Annotated in this window: 26 protein-coding genes; 4 read left to right on the top strand and 22 right to left on the bottom strand. The window is 41.0% G+C overall.

Translation table 11 applies throughout. The features are described from left to right. Positions 1-25: 25 nt before the first annotated feature. From aroC to A6J31_RS02245, 5 genes are read right to left on the bottom strand one after another with little or no spacing between them, the layout of a single operon-like run. Positions 26-1,192, bottom strand: coding sequence for a chorismate synthase (aroC, locus tag A6J31_RS02265; protein ID WP_003094323.1), 1,167 nt, complete (start codon positions 1,190-1,192; stop codon positions 26-28). Next, positions 1,193-2,260, bottom strand: a complete 1,068-nt coding sequence (gene aroB / locus A6J31_RS02260; RefSeq protein WP_080610367.1) for a 3-dehydroquinate synthase — start codon at positions 2,258-2,260, stop codon at positions 1,193-1,195. Positions 2,261-2,272: 12 nt separating this feature from the next. Beyond that, positions 2,273-3,130: a shikimate dehydrogenase gene (locus A6J31_RS02255; protein WP_080610366.1), complete on the bottom strand. Its 858-nt coding sequence runs from the start codon at positions 3,128-3,130 to the stop codon at positions 2,273-2,275. Continuing rightward, positions 3,120-3,797: a type I 3-dehydroquinate dehydratase gene (aroD, locus tag A6J31_RS02250; protein ID WP_080610365.1), complete on the bottom strand. Its 678-nt coding sequence runs from the start codon at positions 3,795-3,797 to the stop codon at positions 3,120-3,122. Before aroD ends, A6J31_RS02255 begins: the two co-directional genes overlap by 11 nt. Beyond that, a complete protein-coding gene (locus A6J31_RS02245) occupies positions 3,794-4,957 on the bottom strand; it encodes a class I SAM-dependent rRNA methyltransferase (RefSeq protein ID WP_014634142.1) in 1,164 nt (387 codons plus the stop codon). Before A6J31_RS02245 ends, aroD begins: the two co-directional genes overlap by 4 nt. 161 nt (positions 4,958-5,118) lie before the next feature. Here A6J31_RS02245 and A6J31_RS02240 point away from each other — a divergent pair, with 161 nt between their 5' ends. Then, positions 5,119-7,299: an LTA synthase family protein gene (locus A6J31_RS02240; protein WP_080610364.1), complete on the top strand. Its 2,181-nt coding sequence runs from the start codon at positions 5,119-5,121 to the stop codon at positions 7,297-7,299. A gap of 170 nt (positions 7,300-7,469) precedes the next feature. Next, positions 7,470-7,655, top strand: coding sequence for a hypothetical protein (locus A6J31_RS02235; protein WP_002890454.1), 186 nt, complete (start codon positions 7,470-7,472; stop codon positions 7,653-7,655). A 149-nt stretch (positions 7,656-7,804) separates the two neighbouring features. On the opposite strand, the gene eno is transcribed toward A6J31_RS02235, so the two are convergent. Beyond that, the gene (gene eno / locus A6J31_RS02230) at positions 7,805-9,109 is read right to left on the bottom strand and encodes a surface-displayed alpha-enolase (RefSeq protein WP_002886048.1); all 1,305 of its coding nucleotides are present in this window, start codon (positions 9,107-9,109) and stop codon (positions 7,805-7,807) included. A 205-nt stretch (positions 9,110-9,314) separates the two neighbouring features. On the opposite strand from eno, the gene A6J31_RS02225 reads away from it, so the two are divergent. Next, positions 9,315-9,770 carry a YueI family protein gene (locus tag A6J31_RS02225; RefSeq protein ID WP_021144479.1) on the top strand — a complete coding sequence of 152 codons (456 nt, stop codon included), beginning with the start codon at positions 9,315-9,317 and terminating at the stop codon, positions 9,768-9,770. A 30-nt stretch (positions 9,771-9,800) separates the two neighbouring features. Here A6J31_RS02225 and A6J31_RS02220 read toward each other — a convergent pair whose 3' ends face one another. From A6J31_RS02220 to ccpA, 3 genes are read right to left on the bottom strand one after another with little or no spacing between them, the layout of a single operon-like run. Further along, the gene (locus A6J31_RS02220; RefSeq protein WP_021144480.1) at positions 9,801-10,916 is read right to left on the bottom strand and encodes a glycerate kinase; all 1,116 of its coding nucleotides are present in this window, start codon (positions 10,914-10,916) and stop codon (positions 9,801-9,803) included. Between the two features lie 12 nt (positions 10,917-10,928). Continuing rightward, complete coding sequence (locus A6J31_RS02215) at positions 10,929-11,996, bottom strand: MmcQ/YjbR family DNA-binding protein (protein WP_014634137.1); 1,068 nt, start codon at positions 11,994-11,996, stop codon at positions 10,929-10,931. A 59-nt stretch (positions 11,997-12,055) separates the two neighbouring features. Beyond that, positions 12,056-13,057: a catabolite control protein A gene (gene ccpA, locus A6J31_RS02210; protein ID WP_014634136.1), complete on the bottom strand. Its 1,002-nt coding sequence runs from the start codon at positions 13,055-13,057 to the stop codon at positions 12,056-12,058. Positions 13,058-13,369: 312 nt separating this feature from the next. On the opposite strand from ccpA, the gene A6J31_RS02205 reads away from it, so the two are divergent. Then, positions 13,370-14,452 (top strand): M24 family metallopeptidase, encoded by a 1,083-nt coding sequence (locus tag A6J31_RS02205; protein WP_014634135.1) that lies wholly within the window; start codon positions 13,370-13,372, stop codon positions 14,450-14,452. A gap of 96 nt (positions 14,453-14,548) precedes the next feature. Here A6J31_RS02205 and A6J31_RS02200 read toward each other — a convergent pair whose 3' ends face one another. From A6J31_RS02200 to licT, 13 genes are all read right to left on the bottom strand, one after another. Beyond that, positions 14,549-14,917 (bottom strand): S1 RNA-binding domain-containing protein, encoded by a 369-nt coding sequence (locus A6J31_RS02200; protein ID WP_002886108.1) that lies wholly within the window; start codon positions 14,915-14,917, stop codon positions 14,549-14,551. Position 14,918: 1 nt separating this feature from the next. Then, the gene (locus A6J31_RS02195; protein ID WP_014634134.1) at positions 14,919-16,325 is read right to left on the bottom strand and encodes a Cof-type HAD-IIB family hydrolase; all 1,407 of its coding nucleotides are present in this window, start codon (positions 16,323-16,325) and stop codon (positions 14,919-14,921) included. A 146-nt stretch (positions 16,326-16,471) separates the two neighbouring features. Continuing rightward, on the bottom strand, positions 16,472-16,936 hold the full coding sequence (gene smpB, locus A6J31_RS02190; RefSeq protein WP_014634133.1) for an SsrA-binding protein SmpB: 465 nt from the start codon (positions 16,934-16,936) through the stop codon (positions 16,472-16,474). A gap of 21 nt (positions 16,937-16,957) precedes the next feature. Then, positions 16,958-19,411 carry a ribonuclease R gene (rnr, locus tag A6J31_RS02185; RefSeq protein ID WP_080610363.1) on the bottom strand — a complete coding sequence of 818 codons (2,454 nt, stop codon included), beginning with the start codon at positions 19,409-19,411 and terminating at the stop codon, positions 16,958-16,960. Between the two features lie 62 nt (positions 19,412-19,473). Next, entirely contained in the window at positions 19,474-19,710 is a 237-nt protein-coding gene (gene secG, locus A6J31_RS02180) for a preprotein translocase subunit SecG (protein ID WP_002886135.1), read from the bottom strand. A 45-nt stretch (positions 19,711-19,755) separates the two neighbouring features. Beyond that, positions 19,756-19,902, bottom strand: coding sequence for a 50S ribosomal protein L33 (gene rpmG, locus A6J31_RS02175; protein ID WP_002890443.1), 147 nt, complete (start codon positions 19,900-19,902; stop codon positions 19,756-19,758). Then, the gene (locus A6J31_RS02170) at positions 19,892-21,115 is read right to left on the bottom strand and encodes a multidrug efflux MFS transporter (protein ID WP_002886097.1); all 1,224 of its coding nucleotides are present in this window, start codon (positions 21,113-21,115) and stop codon (positions 19,892-19,894) included. The genes rpmG and A6J31_RS02170 overlap by 11 nt, the downstream gene beginning before the upstream one ends. Before the next feature lie 50 nt (positions 21,116-21,165). Next, positions 21,166-21,759, bottom strand: a complete 594-nt coding sequence (coaE, locus tag A6J31_RS02165; protein WP_014634130.1) for a dephospho-CoA kinase — start codon at positions 21,757-21,759, stop codon at positions 21,166-21,168. Further along, positions 21,756-22,577 (bottom strand): DNA-formamidopyrimidine glycosylase, encoded by an 822-nt coding sequence (gene mutM, locus A6J31_RS02160; RefSeq protein ID WP_021144488.1) that lies wholly within the window; start codon positions 22,575-22,577, stop codon positions 21,756-21,758. Before mutM ends, coaE begins: the two co-directional genes overlap by 4 nt. Before the next feature lie 44 nt (positions 22,578-22,621). Next, positions 22,622-23,521 carry a GTPase Era gene (era, locus tag A6J31_RS02155; protein ID WP_080610362.1) on the bottom strand — a complete coding sequence of 300 codons (900 nt, stop codon included), beginning with the start codon at positions 23,519-23,521 and terminating at the stop codon, positions 22,622-22,624. Between the two features lie 22 nt (positions 23,522-23,543). Continuing rightward, complete coding sequence (locus A6J31_RS02150; protein ID WP_004182934.1) at positions 23,544-23,948, bottom strand: diacylglycerol kinase family protein; 405 nt, start codon at positions 23,946-23,948, stop codon at positions 23,544-23,546. Then, on the bottom strand, positions 23,929-24,426 hold the full coding sequence (ybeY, locus tag A6J31_RS02145) for an rRNA maturation RNase YbeY (RefSeq protein WP_002886021.1): 498 nt from the start codon (positions 24,424-24,426) through the stop codon (positions 23,929-23,931). The genes A6J31_RS02150 and ybeY overlap by 20 nt, the downstream gene beginning before the upstream one ends. A gap of 209 nt (positions 24,427-24,635) precedes the next feature. After that, the gene (gene licT, locus A6J31_RS02140) at positions 24,636-25,475 is read right to left on the bottom strand and encodes a BglG family transcription antiterminator LicT (protein ID WP_192573931.1); all 840 of its coding nucleotides are present in this window, start codon (positions 25,473-25,475) and stop codon (positions 24,636-24,638) included. Positions 25,476-25,504 lie beyond the last annotated feature (29 nt).

Genomic DNA, 25,504 nt, shown 5'->3' with positions numbered 1-25,504 from the left:
ACTCCCATCTATTGTCTGATGCTGCTTAAAAGTTTTTCACATAGTCACGGTGACGTGCTACCGCTTCTTTCAATTCTTCCATGTTGTCAGAAGAGAATTTGTCCAAGATTTCATTGGCTACGACTGTAGCAACTACGGATTCCATAACGACACCCGCTGCAGGCAAGGCCGTTGGATCTGAACGCTCAACTGTTGCCTTGTAAGGTTCATGTGTTTCGATATCTACTGACATCAATGGCTTGTATAGGGTTGGAATAGGTTTCATAACCCCACGGACCACAATCGGTTGCCCGTTGGTCATACCACCTTCAAAACCACCAAGGTTGTTAGTGCGACGCGTATAGCCATCCTCCTCATTCCAGAGAATCTCGTCCATCACTTGAGAGCCCTTGAGGTAGCCATCCTTAAAACCAAGACCAAATTCTACACCCTTGAAGGCATTGATGGATACAACTGCTTGAGCAATCTTGGCATCAAGTTTGGTATCCCATTGGACATAAGAACCAAGGCCAACAGGGACGCCGCCAACAACGGTTTCAACGACACCACCGATTGTGTCTCCCTCTTTTTTGATTTGGTCAATGTAATCTTTAATTTCTTGTTCACGTTCTTGGTTAACAACTGAAATTTCTGATTGTTGGGCCAATTCCTTGATTTGAGCAACTGTCAAATTCTCAGGCACATCAATTTCCTTACCACCAAAGACAACAACATGGTTAGCAATTTCAATATCAAGCTCAGCCAAGATACGTTTAGCAACAGCACCTACTGCCACACGCATGGTTGTTTCACGCGCACTAGAACGCTCCAAGGAATTACGCAAATCATCGAAACGGTATTTCATTCCGCCAACCAAGTCAGCATGGCCTGGACGTGGGTGAGTGATTTTACGTTTGGTTTTCAAACGGTCCTCAATATCTTCCACAGCCATGATGTCCAACCATTTTTGATGGTCCTTATTGATGACATGAAGGGTGATTGGAGCTCCTGTTGTTTTCCCATGACGAACACCAGAAGTGATTTCAACCTTATCAGACTCAATTTTCATACGGCCACCACGACCATAGCCACCTTGACGACGTTTCAAATCGCCATTGATATCTTCAGCCGTCAAGGGAAGACCAGCTGGAACACCTTCGATAATTGCTGTTAAACGTGGGCCGTGAGACTCACCTGCTGTTAAATATCTCATTTATTTCTCCAAGTACTCTTTCATTTCAACTAAAGGAATTTGATTGATAGCTGCCTTACCAATCTCTGGAACGATAACTGTCTTAATACTATTACCACGGGCTTTTTTGTCATGTGTGAGAGCTGTATAAAGCTCCTCAACACGCCATGGCTCATAGTCTACTGGCAAGCCAAATTTGACACACATCTCAGCAATTTGACGTGTGATTCCCTTAGGCATTAGACCTTTTTCCTCAGCAACACGTGAAATCTGAACCATTCCGATAGCCACCGCTTCACCGTGCATGACTTTACCGTAACCAGCTGTTTGTTCAACGGCATGCCCGATCGTATGACCAAAGTTTAGATACATACGGACACCACCTTCAAACTCGTCTTCAACCACAATTTTACGCTTAACGTTACATGAACGATAAATGATGGTTTCTGAGTTTTCTAGGATACTGTGAACTGAACCATCAATGCTTTCAAGCAAGTGCCAAAGCTCAGGATCATCAATCAAACCATATTTGACAACCTCACCCATACCTTCAATCAATTCGCGTTTACCAAGTGTCTCAAGGACATTAGGGTCAATCAAAACCCCATCAGGCTGAGCAAAAGTTCCCACGATATTTTTAGCAAATGGTGTGTTCACACCTGTCTTACCACCAATAGATGAATCCACTTGGGCAGTTAGACTGGTTGGAACCTGAACGAAGTGAATGCCACGCATATAGGTCGAAGCGACAAACCCTGCCAAATCACCAACAACGCCACCACCAAGAGCAAGAATTCCATCACTACGAGTCATGCCATTCTTAATCAAAAACTCATAAGCCTTATTAACAGTTTTAAGATTTTTACTTGCTTCACCTTCTAGGAAATCAAAAACGACTACCTCAAAACCTTCGTGCTCCAAGCTAAGCTTAACTTTTTCTGCATATAGAGCTCCCACATGATTGTCTGTGATAAGTGCAATCTTTTGTGGTTCCCAAAGTGACTTCACCCATTGACCGACGGTCTTAAGGGCTCCTTTTTCAATAATAATGTCATAAGGGTTATTTGTTAAATTTACCTCTAGTTTCATAGTCGTCCCCTCCTAGCTATTGTAAATATTTTCTAATTCCTGCCAAATGGCGTCTGTTGGCATGTCCTTGCCGGTCCACAATTTAAAGGCACCTGCTGCTTGATGAAGCAACATGCCAAGTCCATTTACAGCCTCGATTCCCTGTTTTCTAGCCAAGGCCAAGAAAGGTGTTTCAAAAGGCTGATAAATGATATCAGCAACCAAGAGTCCCTTAGGAAATCTTGTATCTGTAGGAATAGGCAAGGATTCGCCATCCATCCCAACACTCGTCGCATTCACCAATAAATCAGCCTGGCCTAGTTCCTCTTGAAAATACTCAATATCATTTAAAGCATGAAACTCCAAGTGACAAGTTGCCTGTTCAAGTAAGGACTTAAAGCTCTCTTTTGCCTTATCCAATGACTGAGGGCGAACATAGACACTGACTTTTTTTGCACCATCAAGAACTGCCTGAGTCACAATAGCTTTAGCAGCACCACCAGCACCCAAAATCATCAAATGAGCGTCTCTAGGGCTAAAGTCCTTTAGACTAGCAAAGAAGCCAAAACCGTCCGTATTATGACCAATCAAATGACCATCACGATTAACAACTGTATTGACGGCACCAATCAGTTGAGCTGCAGGACTAATTTCATCCAAAAAAGGAATGACTGCTTCCTTATATGGCATCGACAAGTTGATACCGAACATGTTGTAACGTCTAATATTTTCAACTGTCTCGGCCAAGTCTGAATCTGGAACCTCCCAGGCCACATAAACACCATTAACCTGTGTCTTTTCGAAGGCCGAATTATGAATGAATGGTGAAATGGAATGCTTGATAGGATTGGCAACAACAGCCGCTAGGCGTGTGTGTCCATCAATCTGCATCCAAAACCTCCCTGATTCTACGCATATCTGCTAGACCAACTTGTCCCGGTGCACTAGCATTGTCAAGACTAGCAAAGGTCCATGATGACCCCACCAAATCTCCCGCAAAACGTGACAAACGACCTAGTTTACCCATTGACATGGTCACAAACTCTTGCTCAGGATTAAAGGCCTTAAAGCCACGTGTGAAGTTCATAAGGTCAATAACATCCTGCTCATGTTTAGGCATAACAGCCACCTTAACCACCCTTGGCGTTAAGTTTGTCATCTCAGACAAAAGCTCCATAAGGTTTTCAGGTGTCTCCTCAAAGTTATGATAAGACAAAACCAAGTTTGAAAATTCGAGCATTTGGTCAAAGACAGCCTTACGTGTGAAATACTCAAAATCAATATAATCTGGCGAATAGATAGCAGCTACATCCTTAATTAGTGCGACGTATTCTGCATCCGTTAACTCAAGCTTGCCACCCTCACGCGTCGTACGGATGGTAAAGACAATCTCAAAGCCTGCGAATTTCTCGAAAATAGCCGGAGCAACCGTTAAGATACTATCCTTATCTAAAAAATCTGCACGCCATTCTATAATATCTGCCCCCTCAAAACGAGACAGTTCAAGCTCTTGTGCCTCCTCTAAACTAGTTGGCATAATCGGAACTACAATTTTCATTTATTTACCTTTATTGTGTATACTTTCAAATAATTTGATGTTGGATCGTTAGGATTGACGGTAAAATCCGCTGGTAATTGTTGCAGGTTAACGAAGTCCGCTGAAACATCTCCCAAGCCCTTACGCAGTTGTTTTTTAAACTGTTGCACGGTCATATTAGCAGCATTGGTACTTGCAATGATTGTCCCATGCTCTGATAAAATATCAAGACTCTGTGCAATTAACTTGTGGTAATCCTTATTTGCTGAGAAAGTGCGTTTCTTATTTCTGGCAAAGCTTGGCGGATCGATGACGATAAGGTCATAAGATAAGCCTTTTTTCTTTGCATATTTGAAATAATCAAAGACATCCATCACGACCAAGCGATGATTGTCCATACTGAAACCATTAGCTTCAAAATGAGCCGTCGATAATTCACGTGAACGTTTAGCCAAATCAACCGATGTCGTTTCAACCGCTCCACCCATAGCCGCAGCAACTGAAAAAGCTGCCGTATAGGAAAACATATTCAAAACTGATTTACCCAAAGCTAGGCCATTAACTAAACCATCACGCACTTCATGCTGATCAAGGAAAATCCCCGTCATTAGCCCATCATTGAGGAAAACTTCATATGTTACCCCATTTTCTAAAATGGTAAAGGTATCAGCCGCCTCTTGCCCAAAAAGATGGTCTGATTCGAAATCAAGACCCTTGAAACGGATTTTCTCATAGCCTCCCAAAACCTCAGGAAAGACCGTTTGGAAAGCCTCTACAATAACATCCTTCAAGGAATAAACAAAGGCATTGTACCATGAAAAGAGGGCATAATCCCCATATAAATCAATTGTGAGACCACCAAAATCATCACCATCTTGGTTGAAAAGACGAAAAGCTGTCGTCAACTCATTATCATAATAGGATTGACGTTTGGCCTTTGCCTTTTCAAAAAGCCCTTGAAAATAAGTCACTGTCAATTTTTGTTTTTTAGGGGACAGAAACCATCCTATCCCCTTATTTTGACTTGACAAATAGCCCGTTCCTAAAAAATCTTTGGACTGGCTATAAAGGTAAACCAACTGATTATTTTCAGTGATATTTGGAAAATCTTCCGCTAGAAGAAGCTGTTTTCCTTGTTTGATTTTTTTCTCCGCAAAGGGACTTACCGTCAATATACTCATGTTACTATTATACCAAAAAAATGCTATTATTTCTGTTTCGTAACTAGATTTTATCAATTATATGTCAAGGAATATCACACTCAATGGCAGTAAATTTTTGAGAGTCATTATCTTATTTGGTATAATGATTAAGATAATATAGAATCAAAGGAAGTATTACTTTGAAAAAAATTAATGAAGCCTTTTGGAAAGGAGTTTCATCAAGACTTGGATTTATCCTCTTGTTACTCTTCTTTTACTGGCTAAAAACCATATTCGCTTATTACGTCAACATTAATCTTGAGTTGGAAAGCAGATATCAGGTTATGCTTTCGCTGATTAACCCTATTCCACTAGGATTAATGCTTCTAGGTTTAGGACTATACTTTAAGAAACGACGTTTCTTTTATAGCATTACCATTGCTATCTATGTCATCCTTAACCTCTTACTTATCGCTAATGTGATTTACTTTGGAGAGTTTACAGACTTTATCACTGTAAATACCATCCTAGCAAGTTCTAGTTCGGCAGCAGGACTAGGAGACTCCGCCAAGAACCTTCTTGAGCCAAGCTATCTCTTCTACCTGATTGATGTACCTTTCTTCATCTATGCTGGTTTCAGGAAGAAGCTTAAGATGGACAGCAAGCCATTTAACAAACGAGCTAGTTTTGCCGTCACTGCACTGTCGACACTCCTTCTCTCAGTTAACCTCTTCTTAGCGGAAGTTAACCGTGGCGAGTTGTTGACACGTGGTTTCTCAAATAACTATATTGTTCGTGCTATGGGGATTCCCTTCTTCACAGCCTATTCTGGTAACTTAACTTATCAGGCCTCACAGGCTCGTTCATCTGCAACAGCTGAGGATATGAAAAAGGTTGAGGCTTACGTTAAGGAGCACTATGCAGCACCTGATCCTAAGTATTACGGAATTGCTAAAGGAAGAAACGTCATCGTTATTCACTTGGAAAGCTTCCAACAGTTCCTTATTGACTACAAGCTCAAAGTAGACGGTCAAGAATATGAGGTTACACCATTCATCAATTCCATTTACCACTCAAACGAGACGCTAGCCTTTTCAAACTTCTTCCACCAAGTTAAATCAGGGAAAACTTCTGATGCTGAAACCTTGATGGAAACGTCTCTCTTTGGACTAAGTACAGGGTCATACATGGTAAACTATGGTGGTACCAATACAGCCTATGCGGCACCATCTATTCTAGCTCAAACAGGTGGCTATACGTCAGCTGTTTTCCACGGAAACACTGGATCCTTCTGGAATCGTAATAATACCTATAAACAATGGGGGTATAATTACTTCTTTGACTCATCAGCCTTCACTGAAAAAACTGATGAAAACTCCTTCCAGTATGGTCTAAATGACAAGTACATGTTCCCAGATTCCATCAAATATCTGGAACAAATGCAACAACCTTTCTACGTTAAATACCTTACAGTATCTAACCACTACCCATACACTTCACTCTCAGGCGATGAAAAGGAACAAGGTTTCCCACTCGCTGAAACAAAAGATGAGACAGTCAACGGATATTTTGCAACAGCTAACTATCTTGACTCAGCAATCAAAGACTTCTTTGATTACCTTAAGGAAACCGGTCTTTACGACAACTCGATTATTGTCATGTACGGTGACCACTATGGTATCTCTGATACACGAAGCAGCAATCTTGCTGAACTTCTCGGTAAGAACCCTGAAACTTGGTCAAACTATGATAAGGCCATGCTTCAACGTGTTCCTTACATGATTCATATTCCAGGATATACTGGTGGTGGCATCTCTAACACCTTTGGCGGTGAGGTCGATGCCCTTCCAACTCTCCTTCACATTCTTGGTGTTGACACTAGCTCTTATATCCAGATGGGACAAGACCTCCTATCTCCTGATAACAAGCAAATTGTCGCATTTAGAACCTCAGGTCAATATGTTACTCCTCAATACACTAGCTATTCTGGTCGACTCTATAATACTCAAACAGGGGAAGAAATTACCAACCCTGATGAAACGACTAAAAAGGATAACGAAGCCATTCGTAAGGCAGTAGCAACTCAGCTTTCGATGAGTGACGCTGTTCAAACAGGTGACCTTCTTCGTTTCTATACGCCAAACGGTTTGAAGCATGTTGATTCTAGCAAGATTTCCTACACTAAACAGATGGATCAACTAAAAGAAATCAATAAAAAGCTGAAAGATAAATCAACCAGCCTCTACAAACAAAAAGGCAATAAATCAACAGCTGATCTATTCAAGACCCCATCTTACAAGGAACTACATCCTGCAGAATCTGAATCGAGCTCAAGTTCAAGTGAATCAGAGCCAAGTAGCTCTTCAACGGAACAACAATAAGCCTTAAAAGCAGTCCTGTTTGGACTGCCTTTTTAGATTAAACAATTATCAATCGTACTTAACTAGAAAATCAAAATCCTCATAGCACTCGCCTCAAACATATTTCTTGCTAGTTTACTATAAGCGTGATTAAATAGAGTTTGTAAGAAAACTTATAAAGGAGAACAGATATGAATCCAATGGACCTTTTTAACCAAGTAAAAGAAATGATCGAAAAGAAAGATTTCGAAGCTGCTAAAAAGTTTGTCGATGACAATAAAGATGATTTGGGCGAATACTTCGACCAAGCCAAATCTCTTGTTTCAGGTAACGAAATGGTTAGTGGAGCTTTAGACAAGATTAAAGGTCTATTCTAAGACGAAGTCCCCTCAATCCTATTGATTGAGGGGACTTTTTATGTTTAGAGTTTCTATTTAGAGATAATGCATAACACAATCTAAGATTCTTTAGAAACATAAAAAAGAGATTCCTAAGGAATCTCTTTTTATTCTATATGACTATAGAATTATTTTTTCAAGTTGTAGAATGATTTCAAACCACGGTATTCTGCAACTTCACCAAGTTGGTCTTCGATACGAAGCAATTGGTTGTATTTAGCGATACGGTCAGTACGTGACAATGAACCTGTCTTGATTTGACCAGCGTTAGTTGCAACTGCGATATCAGCGATTGTTGAATCTTCAGTTTCACCTGAACGGTGTGATACTACTGCTGTGTATCCAGCTTCTTTCGCCATTTCGATAGCGTCGAAAGTTTCAGTCAAAGTACCGATTTGGTTAACTTTGATAAGGATTGAGTTAGCAGCGTGTTCTGCAATACCTTTTTCAAGGTAAGCTGTGTTAGTTACGAAGAAGTCGTCACCAACCAATTGAACTTTACCACCAAGACGTTCAGTAAGAGCTTTCCAACCGTCCCAGTCGTTTTCGTCCATACCATCTTCGATAGTGATGATTGGGTATTTGTTAACCAATTCTTCAAGGTAGTCGATTTGTTCTGCAGCAGTACGAACAGCAGCGCCTTCACCTTCAAATTTAGTGTAGTCGTAAACTTTACGTTCTGCATCGTAGAATTCAGATGATGCACAGTCAAATCCGATAAATACGTCTTTACCTGGTACATATCCAGCAGCTTCGATAGCTTTGATGATAGTTTCAACACCATCTTCAGTTCCGTCGAAACGAGGTGCGAAACCACCTTCGTCACCTACGGCTGTTTCAAGTCCACGTTCTTTAAGGATTTTCTTAAGTGCGTGGAAGATTTCAGCACCCCAACGAAGAGCTTCTTTGAATGTTGGTGCACCAGCAGGTACAATCATGAATTCTTGGAAAGCGATTGGAGCGTCTGAGTGAGAACCACCGTTGATGATGTTCATCATTGGAGTTGGAAGAACTTTAGTGTTGAATCCGCCAAGGTAGCTGTAAAGTGGAACTTCAAGGTAGTCAGCAGCTGCGCGTGCTACAGCGATAGACACACCAAGAATAGCGTTGGCACCAAGTTTACCTTTGTTTGGAGTACCGTCAAGAGCGATCATTGCGCGGTCAATACCTTGTTGATCACGTACGTCGAATCCGATGATGTGTTCAGCAATAACGTTGTTTACATTATCAACTGCTTTTTGAGTACCAAGACCACCGTAACGAGCTTTGTCACCATCACGAAGTTCTACTGCTTCGTGTTCACCAGTTGAAGCTCCTGAAGGAACCATACCGCGACCGAATGCACCAGATTCAGTGTAAACTTCTACTTCAAGTGTTGGGTTACCGCGTGAGTCAAGGACTTCGCGTGCGTAAACATCAGTAATAATTGACATTACAATACTCTCCTTATGAGTTAAAATTTTTTACACCTATATATTACCATAATATCAAGGCTTAAGCAAATTAAAACCAGAATTTTCTAGCGATTTTCTATTTTTTAATATTTTCAATTGTTTTTGAAAATCTCAGAAAGCAACTCAAATGAAAAGGAATTCAAAATATTGTATAATACAAGTAGAAAACTAAGAGGAGATTCCTATGACTTCACTTGAAAACAAAGTGCTCCAATGCGCTAGTGGCGAAAAACGCCTAAATCCCGATGAACTTCGTCAGTATTTTGGAACCTATGCGGAACGTGTAGTCCTAGCTGTTCTATTGGAAAACACCGAAAAGAAAACTGTAATTGACAATTTTCCGCAAATATTAAAAGACTTATTAGCCGTTTACCCTAATCTTAGTCTCAAACTTTCGCCAAAATTAGCCGACCAGACACAATTTACCTATATCAAGACCGCTCAAGCACTAAATATTTCTGCAACTATTGTTGACGAGGCCAAGGCCCATTCACCATACGGTCTTATCGTACATAGTAATCAAGCAGAGAATCTTGATAAAGTATTATTTTCAGAACTCTATCCTGATATCCTTGCTCCTAGTGAAACTGAACCTATCCTTGAAAAAAAGGGATTTTTTGCTAAACTATTCGGAAAATAAAAGCTGATGCAAAGTCAGCTTTTTCTTATATCACAATGTTTTACTGAGCTTGATGAGATTCCCAATATTGAGTCCTGTGCGATAGAGATTCTCCTTAGCGGTAGCTAAAACTTGGTCTAACTCTAATACTTGTCCAATGATAGGGAAAGCAGCTGAGATACCTGCTACTGGAAAATCAGGCAAGTCATCCTTCAAACTACCACAGATAGCAATGACGGGAATAGCTGATGGTGTCCGCCTAGCCACTCCGACCGGTGCCTTACCAGATAAGGACTGGCTATCCATACGTCCTTCTCCTACTATAACCAAATCAGCAGACTTCACACGTTGGTCAAAATCAACACAATCAAGTACAAAGTCAATCCCTGATTTAATTTCTGCACCTGCAAAGGCCACCAGGCCTGCAGCCATGCCTCCTCCCGCCCCTGAACCAGCCAATTTTAAAACTTCTGGAGCAAAGTCAGTGTAGAATTGTGACATATCTTGATCAACTTTTTTAAATTGTGAAGGAGACAAGCCTTTTTGTCCACCAAAAATATAGGTCGCTCCATGTTGGCCACACAAGGGGTTATCTACGTCAGTAATCAGACGAATGGTGACACTAGACAAATCAACCTTATTTTTAGAGGATACCTTCTTAATGAGACCAAGATTAGCACCTATTGGCTCAAGCTCCTGTCCCTCAGAATCATAAAAACGATACCCCAATCCATATGCCATACCAATACCACCATCATTGGTAGCAGATCCACCTACGCCTATAATAAACTCTCGGATGCCAGACTGAACCAAATGAACAATTAGTTCACCTACGCCTTGTGTCGTTAGAGCTAGAGGATTTCGTTTCTCCTTAGGAATATGCTCCAAGCCACAAATCGCAGCCATTTCAAAAATGGCAGTCTGGCCATTGCTGGCAAAAGAAACACTTCCGTCACTTGTATAGGCATGAGGAATCTTGATACTTTTCTTCTCAAGATTTAGATTTTCAGCAAGAGCATCTAAGGTGCCCTCGCCACCATCACCTATTGGCATGAGGTCAAAATCAGCGTCGGATAAGGCATTTTCAAAACCTGATTTAAGAGCTAAGGCGACCTCTTTTGCAGATAAACTTTCCTTAAATGAATCAGGTGCAATCAAAATTCGCATGATGTCCTCCTTCTATTTTTCTTTTAGGTAAGGGGATAAGGCCTGAACTAACTCTTCTGTCATATGTCGGGGACCTCGAACAGTTTTAATACCTAAACTCTTTAGTCTATCACTATCAAAGTCAGTATCATTAAAAGTGTATAAGGGTTTAATCCGCATCAACTCCTTAATACTCTCCTCTTCACGATAACCTTGATTAGGGATATTTGCCTCTAAAACTTGACAGAGGTAACGGATGGCCTTGGTAGGTGCCGTAATATAGATAGCCACAAAATCTCCCTTTTGCATACTAGCTTTCTGTGTCCAAAGAATCTCCTCATTTGCGGAAAACTCCTCCCCAATATCGTAGTATTTCAAATTTACTGGGATAATCCAATAATGAGGCTCCGAAGCCTTTCTAAGATGTTTTGGGGCCACTAGGGAGCGACTTTCACTAAGAAGCTCAAAAATGGTCTGGTCCGGCAAGGTCTCATCTAAAACAAGACTAACCCAGGTCTTCTTGGACATATGGTAGCTAGGAAAAACGCCATCCATTTTCAAGAGCTTATCCATTTGCGTCGGATTAACCTTGAGGTTAACCACATCATATGTTAATTCTGCCTTTTCTCCATCAAGCCCTAGTTTTTCTCCCTTAAGAGGAAAAAACAAGGCATACCATTTACCATCAACTCTAAAAGATAGATAGCTTGGTTCCTTCTCGAAAGGTTGGTCTGCTTGGTCTGAAAATTCTTGAGCTAAAAATTTAGCCAGGCGATTAGCTTGTGGAAATGAGAATAATTGATCTTCATAACAAGAATCAGCTACCTGTGACAGAAGTTCTCCATAAGCTTCTCTGACTTGACCAACGTAAGTTCCAGTAGCCTGAGGACTCCTGAAGATATCATAAGGCTCATCAAAATCACTATCGACAACCTGTCCCGTCAGCTTACCTTCTAAATCAATAAACAATCGAGCTTCAAGTTCTTCAGCTATCAGTGTTTTTCTGAACTCATAGCCTTGCTCGGTAGCTGTAAAACCAAAAGGCTCTAGGCTATCAGGTTTTAGGACTTTCTTTTTAAAATAAGCATCCTCAAAAGTCATTGGTTCTCCCTTTTTCTAAAAAAGAGAAGTTGAGACAAACTTATGTCCCAACTCCTTTTTTATTTTGTTGACTGACGTAAGGTAATACCGTGATTAAGAATAACATCTTTTTCTTCAAGCTCTTCCTTATTCATGATTTTAGTCAACATACGCATGCTAACTGCCCCTAAATCATAGAGAGGATGATTAATACTAGAAAGGTTTGGACGTGTGTAGCTTGTAATTGGTGAGTCATTGCTTGTGATGATTTCGAAGTCTTCTGGAACTGATTTACCTGCAGCAAAGAGGCCATTCAAGAGACCCGCAGCCAATTCATCTTCCCCAACATAGGCAGCAGTGGCACCAGAGTTCAAGACACGTTGTGCTAAATCAAAGCCGTCTTTATAGCTATATTTAGCTTCAAAGACAAGTCCTTCATTGTAGCGCAAATTATTCTTTTCAAGTCCAGCCTTATAACCAGCTAGACGGAGCTTGCCATTAATATCATCAATTAGTGGTCCTGATACAAAGGCAACCTTTTCATTATTCTTGGCAAGCTGCGTTACAGAATCCTCAACGGCAGCTTTATAGTCGATGTTAACACTCGGTAATTGGTGTTCGAGGTCTACTGTTCCTGCTAGAACAATCGGCGTACGGGTACGAGAAAATTCTGCACGAATTTTTTCCGTCAAGTGGTAACCCATGAAGATGATACCGTCTACTTGTTTGGCAAATAGAGAGTTAATCACGGTAACTTCATGATCGTCATTTTCATCACTAGATGCAAGAACAATATTGTACTTGTACATCGTAGCAATATCATCAATCCCCCTTGCTAAAGTAGCAAAATAACTATTAGCAATATTTGGAATAACAACTCCTACAGTAGTGGTTTTCTTACTCGCCAAGCCACGCGCAACCGCATTTGGACGGTAATCCAAACGATCAATGACCTCAAGCACTTTTTTTCGGGTGTTTTCTTTTACATTTTTATTTCCATTTACCACACGAGACACAGTCGCCATCGAAACACCTGCTTCACGCGCAACGTCGTATATAGTAATTGTTTCATCAGTATTCATAAAAACACTTCCTTTCTCATTTTACGCTCACTTATTCATGCTAATTGTATCAGATTCTGAAAACACTTTCAATTATTTTGACTGATTTTTTACAAAAAAATGAAAGGGATTCCTTCTTTATGGTTACGAGGAAGAAAGCCATTTCAGAAAAAGGCCTCTCATTTCGTGTTTCCAAGACTATCCATCGCTTACAAAACTAGCCTAAAAAAGTCTCAATGAAAGTAAATGATTTAATGAAAAGCCAAAAAACAACTTGCATTTTCCCTATAAAAGTGACAGAATGAGTGTAAGAAATACAAAGGAGTTTTTTCTATGTCTAAACTTGATCGCATTCGTCATTTTTTGAATGAAAATAAAGCAGGGCTAGCTATTGTTTCAGATCCTGTAACTGTCAATTATCTTACTGGTTTTGATTGTGACCCACATGAACGCCAAATGTTCCTCTTCGTCTACGAAAATCGTGAACCTGCCCTCTTTGTTCCTGCTCTTGAGGTTGCACGTGCCTCTGCTGTACTCGACTTCCCAGTCTTTGGTTATGTGGATTCTGAAAATCCATGGCAAAAAATCAAAGCTGGTCTAGCAAGTACAGACAGCTCTATTATTTATGCAGAGTTTGACAATCTCAATGTGACTAAGTTCCAAGGATTGCAAACAGTCTTTGAAGGTCGCTTTGAAAACTTGACACCATTCATTCAAAAAATGCGCGTTATCAAGTCAGCTGATGAAATTCAAAAAATGATTGTTGCCGGTGATTATGCTGATAAAGCTGTTAATATCGGTTTCGACAATATCTCTCTTGACGTTACTGAAACAGACATCATTGCTCAAATCGAATTTGGCATCAAACGCTTGGGCTATGAAATGAGCTTTGAAACTATGGTCTTGACTGGTAACAATGCAGCCAACCCACACGGCATTCCTGGAAGCAACAAAATTGAAAAAGATGCTCTTCTTCTCTTCGACTTGGGCTGTATGGTGAATGGCTATGCTTCAGATATGACGCGAACAGTCGCTGTTGGAAAACCCGATGATTTCAAAAAAGAAATCTACCACTTGACTTTAGAAGCTCAACAGGCTGCCCTAGATATGATTAAACCAGGTGTAACTGCCAGCGAAGTCGATGCTGCAGCACGTAATGTTATTGAAAAAGCTGGTTATGGTGAATACTTCAACCACCGCCTCGGACACGGTATCGGAATGGATGTGCATGAATTCCCTTCAATCATGGAAGGAAATGACTTGGTAATCGAAGAAGGAATGTGCTTCTCTGTTGAACCAGGTATTTACATTCCTGAAAAAGTTGGTGTTCGTATCGAGGACTGTGGTTATGTGACAAAAGATGGCTTTGAAGTCTTCACACACACACCAAAAGAATTGCTCTATTTTGATGTCTAATTAATAAACATGGGTCTTCAATTAAATTGAAGATCTTTTTGTTTGTAGCCAAATCGAAAACACCAAAAAAGCTGACTCATCGAGAGTCAGCTTTTACTATTTTTCCTCATGCTCTTGTCTAAGATAGTCAAGTCCTTCTTCAATCCATCCTGGCATTGCTTCTGCCAAGGGTTTAAAGCCATAGTTCAAACGACTATCAGAGAAACGATGACGATGAGGGATTTTATTTTTTTCTTCCTCAAGGGTTCTCAAAGAAAGACTAGCCTTTTGTGTAAATTCATCAAAATCAACAACTTGAACCAAGACCTCCTGGTCTACCTTGAGGGTATTGTAGATGTTGTCGATATAACCTGTCTTAATCTCCGAGATGTGAATCAAGCCTGTGGTACCATTTTCCAATGAAACAAAGGCACCGTAAGGCTTGATGCCTGTGATAACACCCCTAAGCTTGTCTCCAATTTTCATCTTAGTCTGCTACCTCAACTGTTTCAATTACAACATCCTCAAGTGGCTTATCTTGAGCCCCAACCTCAACATTGGCAATCTCATCAAGCACCTTGTAAGAGTCTTCATCCACCAATTGACCAAAGACTGTGTGACGACGGTCTAGGTGAGGTGTTCCACCATTTTCAGCATAAGCTTCTGCGATTGGTGCTGGCCAACCACCACGTTCGAGTTCCTTTTTAGCATAAGGAATTTCAGGCGTTTGAACGATGAAGAACTGGCTACCATTAGTATCTGGTCCAGCATTGGCCATAGAAAGCGCACCACGGAGGTTATAGAGCTCTTCAGAAAATTCATCCTGGAAGCTACCACCGAAGCTTGACTCACCACCCATACCAGTACCAGTTGGGTCACCACCTTGAATCATAAAGTCCTTGATAATACGGTGGAAAATCACACCGTCATAGTAGCCACTCTTGGCCAAATTGACAAAGTTAGTAACTGTTAATGGTGCATGATCAGGGAAAAGCTTGATGACCAAATCACCATGGTTTGTTTTAATTGTTGCGACTGGACCTTCTACTGCATCCAAGTCAAGTTGTGGGAAATGAAGTTCTTTTTCTACCAATCCGAGTTCCTCCAAGGCATTGAAAATGCCATCTTCTTCTACTGTTCCTGTAACGTAATCTGCTTTTTCTTTCAGTTCTGGTGTGGCATTACCCATGGCAACCTTAAGTCCAACATAGTCAAAAATCTCCATATCGTTTGGACCATCCCCAAACATCATAGCATTGACCGGTTTAAGGTTTTCATGCTCCAAGACATGCTCGACACCAGATGCTTTTGAGATACCATTTGCTACGACGTCAGATGAGTGTTCGTGCCAAGGTACCATACGAACATGTGTCGCAAGTTCTTCTGGTAACTCAAGCTCACCATCATTTTCCGCAAAAGTCCACATATGGTAAACATCGTTCGACAAATGGAAGTCTGGCTCCACATCACAAAGACCATAGACTGGTTTCATAGCATCATCAATCAAATCTGAACGCTCTGAGACAACTGGCTTATCCTTACCGGCAAAGCCCCAAGCAATCCCAATCTCCTTGCACCAAGCAACAAAGGCTTCTGTAACTTCACGAGCTAGGGGCTGGTTATAAATTTCTTCCCCTTTTCGATTAATCACATAAGTTCCATTGATGGTTACAAAATAATCGGGCTCTAGGTCTCGAATGTCCTCAACGACACCATAGTAGCCACGTCCTGTGGCAATCCCCGTCAAAATTCCTTTTTCTTTAAGCCCTTTGAAAACAGCCTTAATAGACTCAGGAATGTAGCCTGTCTTTTTGACACGAAGGGTGTCGTCAATGTCGAAGAAAACAATCTTTGTCTTCTTGGCCTTGTATTTTGTTTTAGCATCTACTGGCATCGCTAATCTCCTTTACAGTATCACGACCAGAGTTAGGTATACCTGCTATCCTAACTAAAGACCGTATGGTACTCCCATTATATCATGTCTTAAAGCCAAAAACAAAAAATCATCTAGGACTATAGCAGTCTTAGATGATAGGCGTTTTAACGGTTAACACTCTTGATAATACGTTTGATATCACGTTCTTGTTCACGACGTTTGATAGATTCACGTTTATCATAATCATGTTTCCCTTTGACAATACCAAGCAATACCTTGGCAAAACCGTTTTTTAGGTATACCTTCAAAGGAACCAAGGTCATTCCTGTTCCCTTAAGGTCATTTTGAAGTTTGGTGATTTGCTTCTTCTTGAGCAATAATTTTCTCGTACGGTCTGGATCCTGATTCCAAATATTACCTTGCTCAAAAGGAGCAATATGAACATTGATTAACCAGGCTTCACCATTCTTGATTTGGGCATAGCCATCTTTTAGTTGGATGCGTGCCGCACGAACGGATTTAATCTCCGTCCCTGTTAGCACGATACCTGCTTCAATAGTATCAACGATACTATAATCATGTCTAGCCTTTTTATTCTGAGCAACAACATTGCCTTCACCCTTTGGCATAGCAGTCCCTCCATTCTCATCCTATTTTCGTTTTTTAGCAACGTCCTTGTAGAAAGGTTTGTTCCCTTTCTTCTTACGACGGCCACTCTCACGTCCCTTGTTATCATTATGAGGACGGTTTTGATTCTTACGCTTGTCGGGTTTCTTAGATGACTTACGTTTTTCGTCATAAGAACCTTTACGACCATTACCGTCTTGACGGTTACGGTTATCCCCACGTTTACCACGACGTTCGAAGTCTCCATTTTGACGGTCACGACATGGACCTCTATTGCGGAAGGCTTTTGCCTTTTCTTCACGTTCCTGACGAGCCTTGTGATCTACTTTTTCAGTGACATCATACTCGCTTGGAAGGTATTGGAAGTCAATGTCTCCGGTTTCCTTATCCGCACGTGTTAATTTGACACGGATAGGCTGACCAACTCGGAAAGTCTTACCAGTTTTCTCACCCTGAAGTGTCATGGTACGTTCATTGTAATTGTAAAATTCTGGAAGGGTCGTGATGTGAACCAAACCTTCGATAGTATTTGGCAATTCCACAAACATACCAAATTTAACCACACTTCCGACAATACCATCGAATTCTTGGCCAACAAACTCTTCCATGTATTCCGCTTTTTTCATAGCTTCAACGACACGTTCGGCATCAATGGCACGACGTTCAAGAGTTGAAGATGATGTCGCTAACTCAGGAATAACCTCTTCAAAATGTTCACGCGTCTCTTGAGACATATTGTTAGTGTACTCACGAATCATTCGGTGAACCAAGAGATCTGGGTAACGACGGATTGGACTAGTAAAGTGGGTATAGTACTGAGCCGCAAGTCCGTAGTGTCCATGATTGTGTTCTGAATAGCGGGCTTGTTGCATTGAACGAAGCAGCATCATGTTCATGACTTCTGCTCCAGGTTTTCCCTGAACTTTGGCCATAAACTCTTGCAAGTCTAGCTGATCCATCTTATTGGCAGTTCCTTTGATTTGAACACCAAAGATAGAGGCATAATCCATGAAGCGTTGCAATTTCTCAGCTTTTGGCTCTTCGTGGATACGGTAGATAAATGGCAACTTAGCCTTAGCAAAGTGCTCTGCCACACATTCATTGGCAGCCAACATGAAGGATTCAATCATTCGCTCGGCTGTTCCACGTTCACGCACCACGATATCCACTGGCATTCCCTTCTCATTAACCAAGATACGAGCTTCAGATGTATCAAAGTTTAGGGCACCACGACGCTCACGCATGTCTTCTAAAATCTTATGCAATTCTGCCATAGCTGATACAGAATCCATGATTGGCTTAAACTGCTCAATCTTTTCTGGATTTCCAGCCAACATCTCATTGACATCACTGTAGGTCATACGGAAGGTTGTATTAATCACAGATTGACAAATCTTATGATTAACCACCTTACCTTTAGGAGTAATCTCCATAATAGCTGACTGCGTCAAGCGATCAACATTGGGATTTAGTGAACAAATGCCATTTGAAAGACGCTCAGGCAACATTGGCACCACGCGGTCTGTCACATAAACAGAGGTCCCACGTGCTACAGCCTCACGGTTAAGAGCAGACCCTTCAGTGACATAGTAGGACACATCGGCAATATGAACACCAAGTTCAAAGTTACCATTTGGCAAACGTTTGATATGGACCGCATCGTCCAAGTCCTTAGCATCGGCTCCGTCAATAGTAAAGGTTACCTCTTGACGAAGGTCAACACGACCAACGAGGTCTTCCTGACTTGGCGCATCTGGGACAGCTTCTGCTTCCGCCATGACATCCTCTGGGAACTCTGAAACAATATCCATTGATTCCAAAACTTCCAAGACATCAATACCGGCATCCCCCTGATGACCAATAATGTCACGAACACTTCCTACGAAATAATCATAGTGACGGTTAGGGTATTTTTCAATATCAACCTTGATAATTTCAGTACCATCTAGGGCAACTGGTTCTTTCTTGATATAAATTGGCTGCTGAATTTTTTGGTTTTTAGACTTAATGTAACCCGCATAAGGTTCTTTCTCGTCGCTAAGAATAAATTTCCCTACAACAGTCTTAAGCGAACGTTCTACAATTTCAACAACTCGTGCTTCCGCTGCAGTCCCACGCAAACGATCCGCTGGCTTCTTGATGACAACAGCAACAGTATCACCGTCAATGGCATGGCCAACATCATTACGACCGATGAACATATCATCTTCACTGTCATCGACATGCAAAAAACCAAAGCCATTCTTATTGGCACGGAAGACACCTTCAACAGTCACCTGATTAGGATTTTCTTTCTTAGGACGCAAGGATACAGAGCCATCTCGGTTAAAACGCAACTGCCCCTTACTTTCCATGGCTGATATGGCCTTGATGAGCTGAGGGAACTTTTCTCCCCCAGCATGATTAAGAGCCTGGGCAATGTCGTTTACACTGGATTTCCCATGCTCCTTCAAATAATTTATAATAGTTTCTTTCATGATTTCCTTTTCTTTTATTTATTGACTATAACGCAAAAAATGAGCCAACCTCAGTCAGCTCATTACTTACTTGAGAGAATGGAAAGGACGATTGCATCTACAATCCATAGAAAAACCATGATTCCTGTAAAGCGTTGCATAAAGGCTTCAAAACCACGTGGTTTACTACGTTCAAATAGTGCTTCTGACCCACCACCATCAAAGACATTGCTACTTGGATTTTTTTGTGGCTGCATAAATACCGCAATCACAATAATAGCTGACATCACCAAGAGCAGCGTTAATAATAAGTCGTACATAGTTATTCCTCCGAAAAAGTCCTTTTTATTCTACCATAGAACCCTTTAAGATTCAACATGTAAGGTTACTTTTCTATCCTTAGGGCAGAATTTGGGTACCTGAATTTTCTCAGGATGATTCTGTTTATTTTTACTTGTGAGATAGTTGATGCTCCCACATTCACTACACTTTAAATTGATTTTAACTCTCACCTATATTCTTGACTCCTAGCAATTTTCTAAAGATGATTAAGGACCAGACAAAATTTCCAAAGACAATCATTGCAGTCACAAAGAAGACCCAGCGATAACCTAGACCTGTCGCAACTGCTGACCCAACAAAGGGACCTAAAACCTGTCCAATATATGAAAAGCTTTGATTAAAGCTAAATATTCTTGAGATTCCTTCCTTGGGTGTCATCTTGGTCAATAAAGAATTGACACTAGGCATAAGAGCACCTACACCGAAGCCATAGGCAAAGCGTAAGATACCCAGTTGCAAGGCTGAACCGGCAAAACCACAGAGGAAATACAAGAGAAAGCTATAAAATAGCCCCATTAAAAGCAAGCGATGATTCCCAATACGGTCTCCCAATTTTCCCAGATAAGGGGTACTTAAGAGACTAGAAAAGCCCATAGCAGAAACAATTAACCCTGAGTAAAAAAGGATATTTTCCCTCTGACCTAAATAACGAATGTAAAGGGCCAACATAGGTGCAATCGATTGGGCAGAAATCTGAATAATCATACTGGTCACAAAAAGGCCAATCAACATAGATTTGCTGGGAATTCTTGCAAAAACCTGAGAAAGGGTCATCATCTCTCCCTTTTCGACAGGCTGGAAATCCTCTCGCAAGCCAAAAATAGTTAAGAGGCAGCAGATAAATAGAATGAGTCCAACCAATAAAAAGGTACCCCTCATACCAAACGCCTCAGATAAGGTACCACCTAACAAAGGGCCAATCAGAACACCTGCCGTTAGACCCGTAGACAAGGTCCCCAAGGCATAGCCAGAACGATTCTGAGGAACCTGACTAGCAATTAAAGCTGTGGCATTTGGGACATAGCCTGCAAACAAACCATTCAGCGTTCTTAAGAAAAGCAGCCAGAAAACATTTGGGACTAAGGCAAGCCCTCCCATTGTAAAAGTCATCACCATGCTGGCCCTAATCATCATAGGCTTTCGACCATAACGGTCAGCCAGGCGTCCCCAAATAGGAGAAACCAAGGCAGAGGCTAAGGCAGAGATGGCAACAGACAAGCCAGCATACCATTCGACCATATCTCCTTTAACACCAAGTTCCTCAATGTATAGGGCCATGAAAGGCATAACAATGGAGAAACTAGCTCCAGTAAAAAAGGTTCCTATCCATGCAATTTTAAGGTTACGTTGCCAATCAGTACTTTTAAGTTCTTTTTGGCGCAAATAATCATCTTCTTTCTAAAATTCACTATCCATTATATCACAATGGCTAGCTATGAGGAGCTCGTTAAATCATTTATTGCACTCTTAACCTTCTCCTTCAAATCATCGAGACTACCGTTATTATCAAGAACCAAGCTGGCATAAGGCATTTTCTCAGCTAAAGACATCTGGCTATCAATACGCAGCTTAGCTTCCTCAACACTTAAGTGATTACGTTTCATCAAGCGTTGGCACTGGATCTCCGGTAACACTGCCACCAACCAAATCTGATCAAACCAGTCCTGATACCCATTCTCAATAAGCAAGGGAATATCCATGAAAAAAACATCTTCTTTCTTAGCTAAATAATCCTTTTGCGCTGCTAGTTCCTCTCGAATAATCGTCCCTTGAATCTCAGCAGACCGCTGTCTCATCTCCTCATTGGAAAAGATCAGTTGCCCTAGTTTAGGACGGTTCAATTCCCCATTAGAAAGAAGAATTTCCTCTCCCAACCAATCGAGTAAGGCACGGTACAAACGGCCCCCTTGAGCCTGCATGTCGTGTACAAGCTGATCAGCGTCAATGACCTTGTAACCTGCCTCTTTAATCATTTCAACAACAGTAGATTTTCCTGAAGCAATACCACCTGTTAACCCAATAATCATCGTTTCTGACAATGAGGACACAAATGTGTTCCTCTCCCTCCTAACTTGATTTTCTCAATTGTGCTTGCGCAGCGTGGACAAGGCTGTCCCGTCTTTCCGTAAACCTGCAAATAGTTCTGCATGGTCCCATCCTCACCAAGGGCATTACGATAAGTCCTTATAGTTGAGCCACCTTTTTCAATTCCTAGCTGTAAAATAACAATCGTTTGATCATGGACTCGCTTCATGGCTGCCTTGCTGAGTTTCTTTGCTGGCGTCTCAGGATGAACCTTGGCTGCCCAAAGCACCTCATCAACATAGATATTGCCTAGACCAGCCACCAATTTCTGCTCCAAAAGGAGACTTTTAATGGGCTTTGCAGAGGTCATCAAGGCTCTCTCAAACGGGGCGTATTTAAAAGCCTTCTTAGTAGGCTCAGGACCAAGCTTTTTCTTTGTAAAATAAGCCTCCTCTTGATTTTTAGCCAATAAATCAAAGGTCCCAAACTTGCGGACGTCCTGATAAACAAGAGTCGAGCCATCATCTAAGATAAAGAAAAGATGGAAATGCTTATTAGCAGGGACCTGATCCGTAAACAAGAGGTATTTCCCTTCCATGCGCAAGTGGGAAATCATAATCAACTGTCCAAAATCAAAAATCAAGTACTTGCCTCTACGTCGCATGGCTTGAATAGTTTGGCCAGGTAAGTCATTCAAAAAACTATCGTAGGAGGTCTTAATCATTTTCGGGACCTTAACTTCAACAGACGAAATGGTCCGACTTACTACCAATCTTTCTAACCCTCGTCTAACAGTTTCTACCTCAGGTAACTCAGGCATTTGCTCCTCCTTCTAACAAGAAAGCCGAGCAAATGCCCAGCTTTTTAATATTCTTTTTCGTTGTATCCGAAATCGGCAAGATCTAATTTCTTATCACGCCAATTTTTCTTAACCTTAACCCAGGTTTCAAGGAAGACCTTGTCCCCTAGCATAACTTCAATATCTTTACGGGCAAGGGTACCAATTTTCTTGAGCATGGAACCTTGTTTACCAATGACAATGCCTTTTTGGCTGTCACGCTCAACCATGATCGTCGCACGAATATGAATCTTATCCGTGTCTTCATCACGCTTCATCTCATCAATGACAACCGCAACAGAGTGTGGAATTTCTTCACGTGTCAACTGAAGGACTTTTTCACGAATCATCTCCGATACCAAGAAACGCTCTGGGTGGTCGGTGATTTGGTCCGCTGGGAAATATTGGAACCCTTCCTCAAGGTTATCACTCAAGACATCCACAAGATAAGAAACATTGTTCCCTTGGAGAGCAGATATCGGAATAATCTCCTTGAAATCCATTTGTGTACGGAAATCCTCAATCTGCTCTAGGAGCTGATCTGGATGAACCTTGTCAATCTTATTGATTACCAAGATAACTGGAACCTTAGCTTGTTTAAGACGTTCGATAATCATATTATCACCCTTACCACGGGGTTCATCCGCTGGTACCATAAAGAGGACGGTATCTACTTCACGAAGGGTTGAATAAGCAGATTCCACCATGAAATCCCCAAGAGCCGTTTTAGGTTTGTGAATCCCTGGTGTATCAATAAAGACAATCTGTTCCTTATCAGTTGTGTAAATCCCCATAATTTTATTACGGGTTGTTTGAGCCTTATCACTCATAATAGCAATTTTTTGCCCCATAACATGGTTCAAAAACGTTGATTTTCCTACATTAGGACGGCCAAGAATAGCCACAAATCCTGATTTAAATGTCATATAACTTCTTTCCTATTTCTTTTTAATTGAAAATTAAGTGCCAAATTTTAGGTATAAAAACAATCATACCCGTAATGAGTGCATAACAAGAAACCACTAAAACAGCCCCTGCAGCCATATCCTTGGCATTTTTGGCTAGCATCGAAAAGTGATAATTACTGGCCAAATCGACAACATTTTCAATGGCAGAATTAACAATCTCTAGGGCAATTACGAGAAAAACGGCCATCAAAAGAAAGAGCCATTCTGTCGCAGACACCCGAAAAATCAAGCCAGCCAATACCACCAAGATAGCTGAAACCAAGTGCTTGCGCATGTTGCGTTCTTCTTTAAAAGCTGTGATAATCCCTGTTAGAGCAAACTCAAAACTAGCTGTAAATTCTCTATTTTTCCACTTTTTTTGTGGGTTATTGTCGCGTAAGTCCATAAGCAGTCAAAATTTCTTCCTGTAATCCAAACATTTCCGCTTCTTCTTCTGGGGTGTAATGGTCGTAGCCATTGATGTGAAGAAAACCGTGAACAGCCAAGAAGCCCATCTCACGTTCGAAACTATGACCATAATCCTCAGCTTGCTCGTGAGCCTTATCAACAGAAATAAAGAGTTCACCGATATAACTATCAAACTCTCCCATCATTTCAGCTAATTCAGGATTTTCAGCCAACTCTTCCTCATCAAAGCTAATGTCTAATTCAGGCTTATACTCCAAACTAATAACATCCGTTGGACGGTCCGTATCACGATATTCCAGGTTTAGCTCGTGGCTACGTTCGTTGGTTACAAATGTAACCGCCATTTCCTTGTCTTCCTTGCCAAGTCTTTGTGCTGCAAAATCTAGCAACTCCAAGGTTTGTTCTTTTAATTTCTCAGAGACTTGTCCAGTCTCATCAATCATTTCAATATACATAAGATACTTTAGGAACGGCTATGATCACTTCAAGCATAGAACCGCTCGCTTCCTTTCACTAACTCATTAGCTTTTTTATACAAATACATAGAATACTAGCCCAGAGTATTTTTGGTCTAATATTAATCACCTCATTATACCATAAGGACACAGAAAAAGCAGACTTAAGGCTAATTGTCTGCTTTTTGTAGGACGTCTCTGGGAATCGCTTACTTATCTAAATTATCCTTAAGACGTTGAATATGAATGGTTAAAAAGACTTGTTCGTCTAAACTCAGCTCAAAGGCATAACTTGTCTTGATATAGGTAGCAATCTTTTGGGTACAGATAAAGGACTCTGGATAATTTATCTTAACTTGTTCGTAAAGGAAAGCATCATTCTTACCACCACTAACTCCGCTCACAATACGTTGTGCTAGGTATTGGAGATGGGTCATAAAACGGTTATACGAGAAACTATCCTCCTCCAAATCATAACCAAAATGAAGACGGACAATCTCACTAATCCCAACCACAATTTGAGTCATCTGTCGGTCTTTTTCAAGAAGACCTGCATCTTTTTGTGCATTGACAAAATGTAAGGCGACAGAGGCAGCCTCATCATCTTCTAACTGAACTTCTAAATCCTTGGCAATCAAACGAAGGGCTTGTTTCCCAATTTCATACTCCCGAGGATAAAATTTTCGAACCTCCCAAGCCAAAGGATTCTGCAAAGAAACACCCTCTCTACTTCTTTCAATAGCGTTATGTAGGTGGTCTGCAAGAGCGATAAAAAAGGAGGGTTCAAACTTGGTTTGCAAGACAGCCTCAGCAAAAGTAAGAATATTCAAAAAGACCTGCATTTCACCATCAGGCAAATTGACATAAACACGAGACCATTCCTCTACTGCCTCTGTATTTTCCAAAATAAAAGTCTTTTCAATCTTTTCCTTATCAACAAAGTCTCCGACCTTCTTTTGAAAGCCCAGTCCCTTGCCCATGACAATGTATTCCACATTATTATCCAAAGCCTGAACAACATTGTTGTTTAAAATCTTTTCGATCTGCATCATGATCCCTCATCATTAAAGCGTTTACT

The organism is Streptococcus sp. FDAARGOS_192, assembly GCF_002073815.2.
Taxonomy (GTDB): domain Bacteria; phylum Bacillota; class Bacilli; order Lactobacillales; family Streptococcaceae; genus Streptococcus; species Streptococcus salivarius_H.
This window is presented reverse-complemented; position numbering and strand designations above follow the sequence as displayed.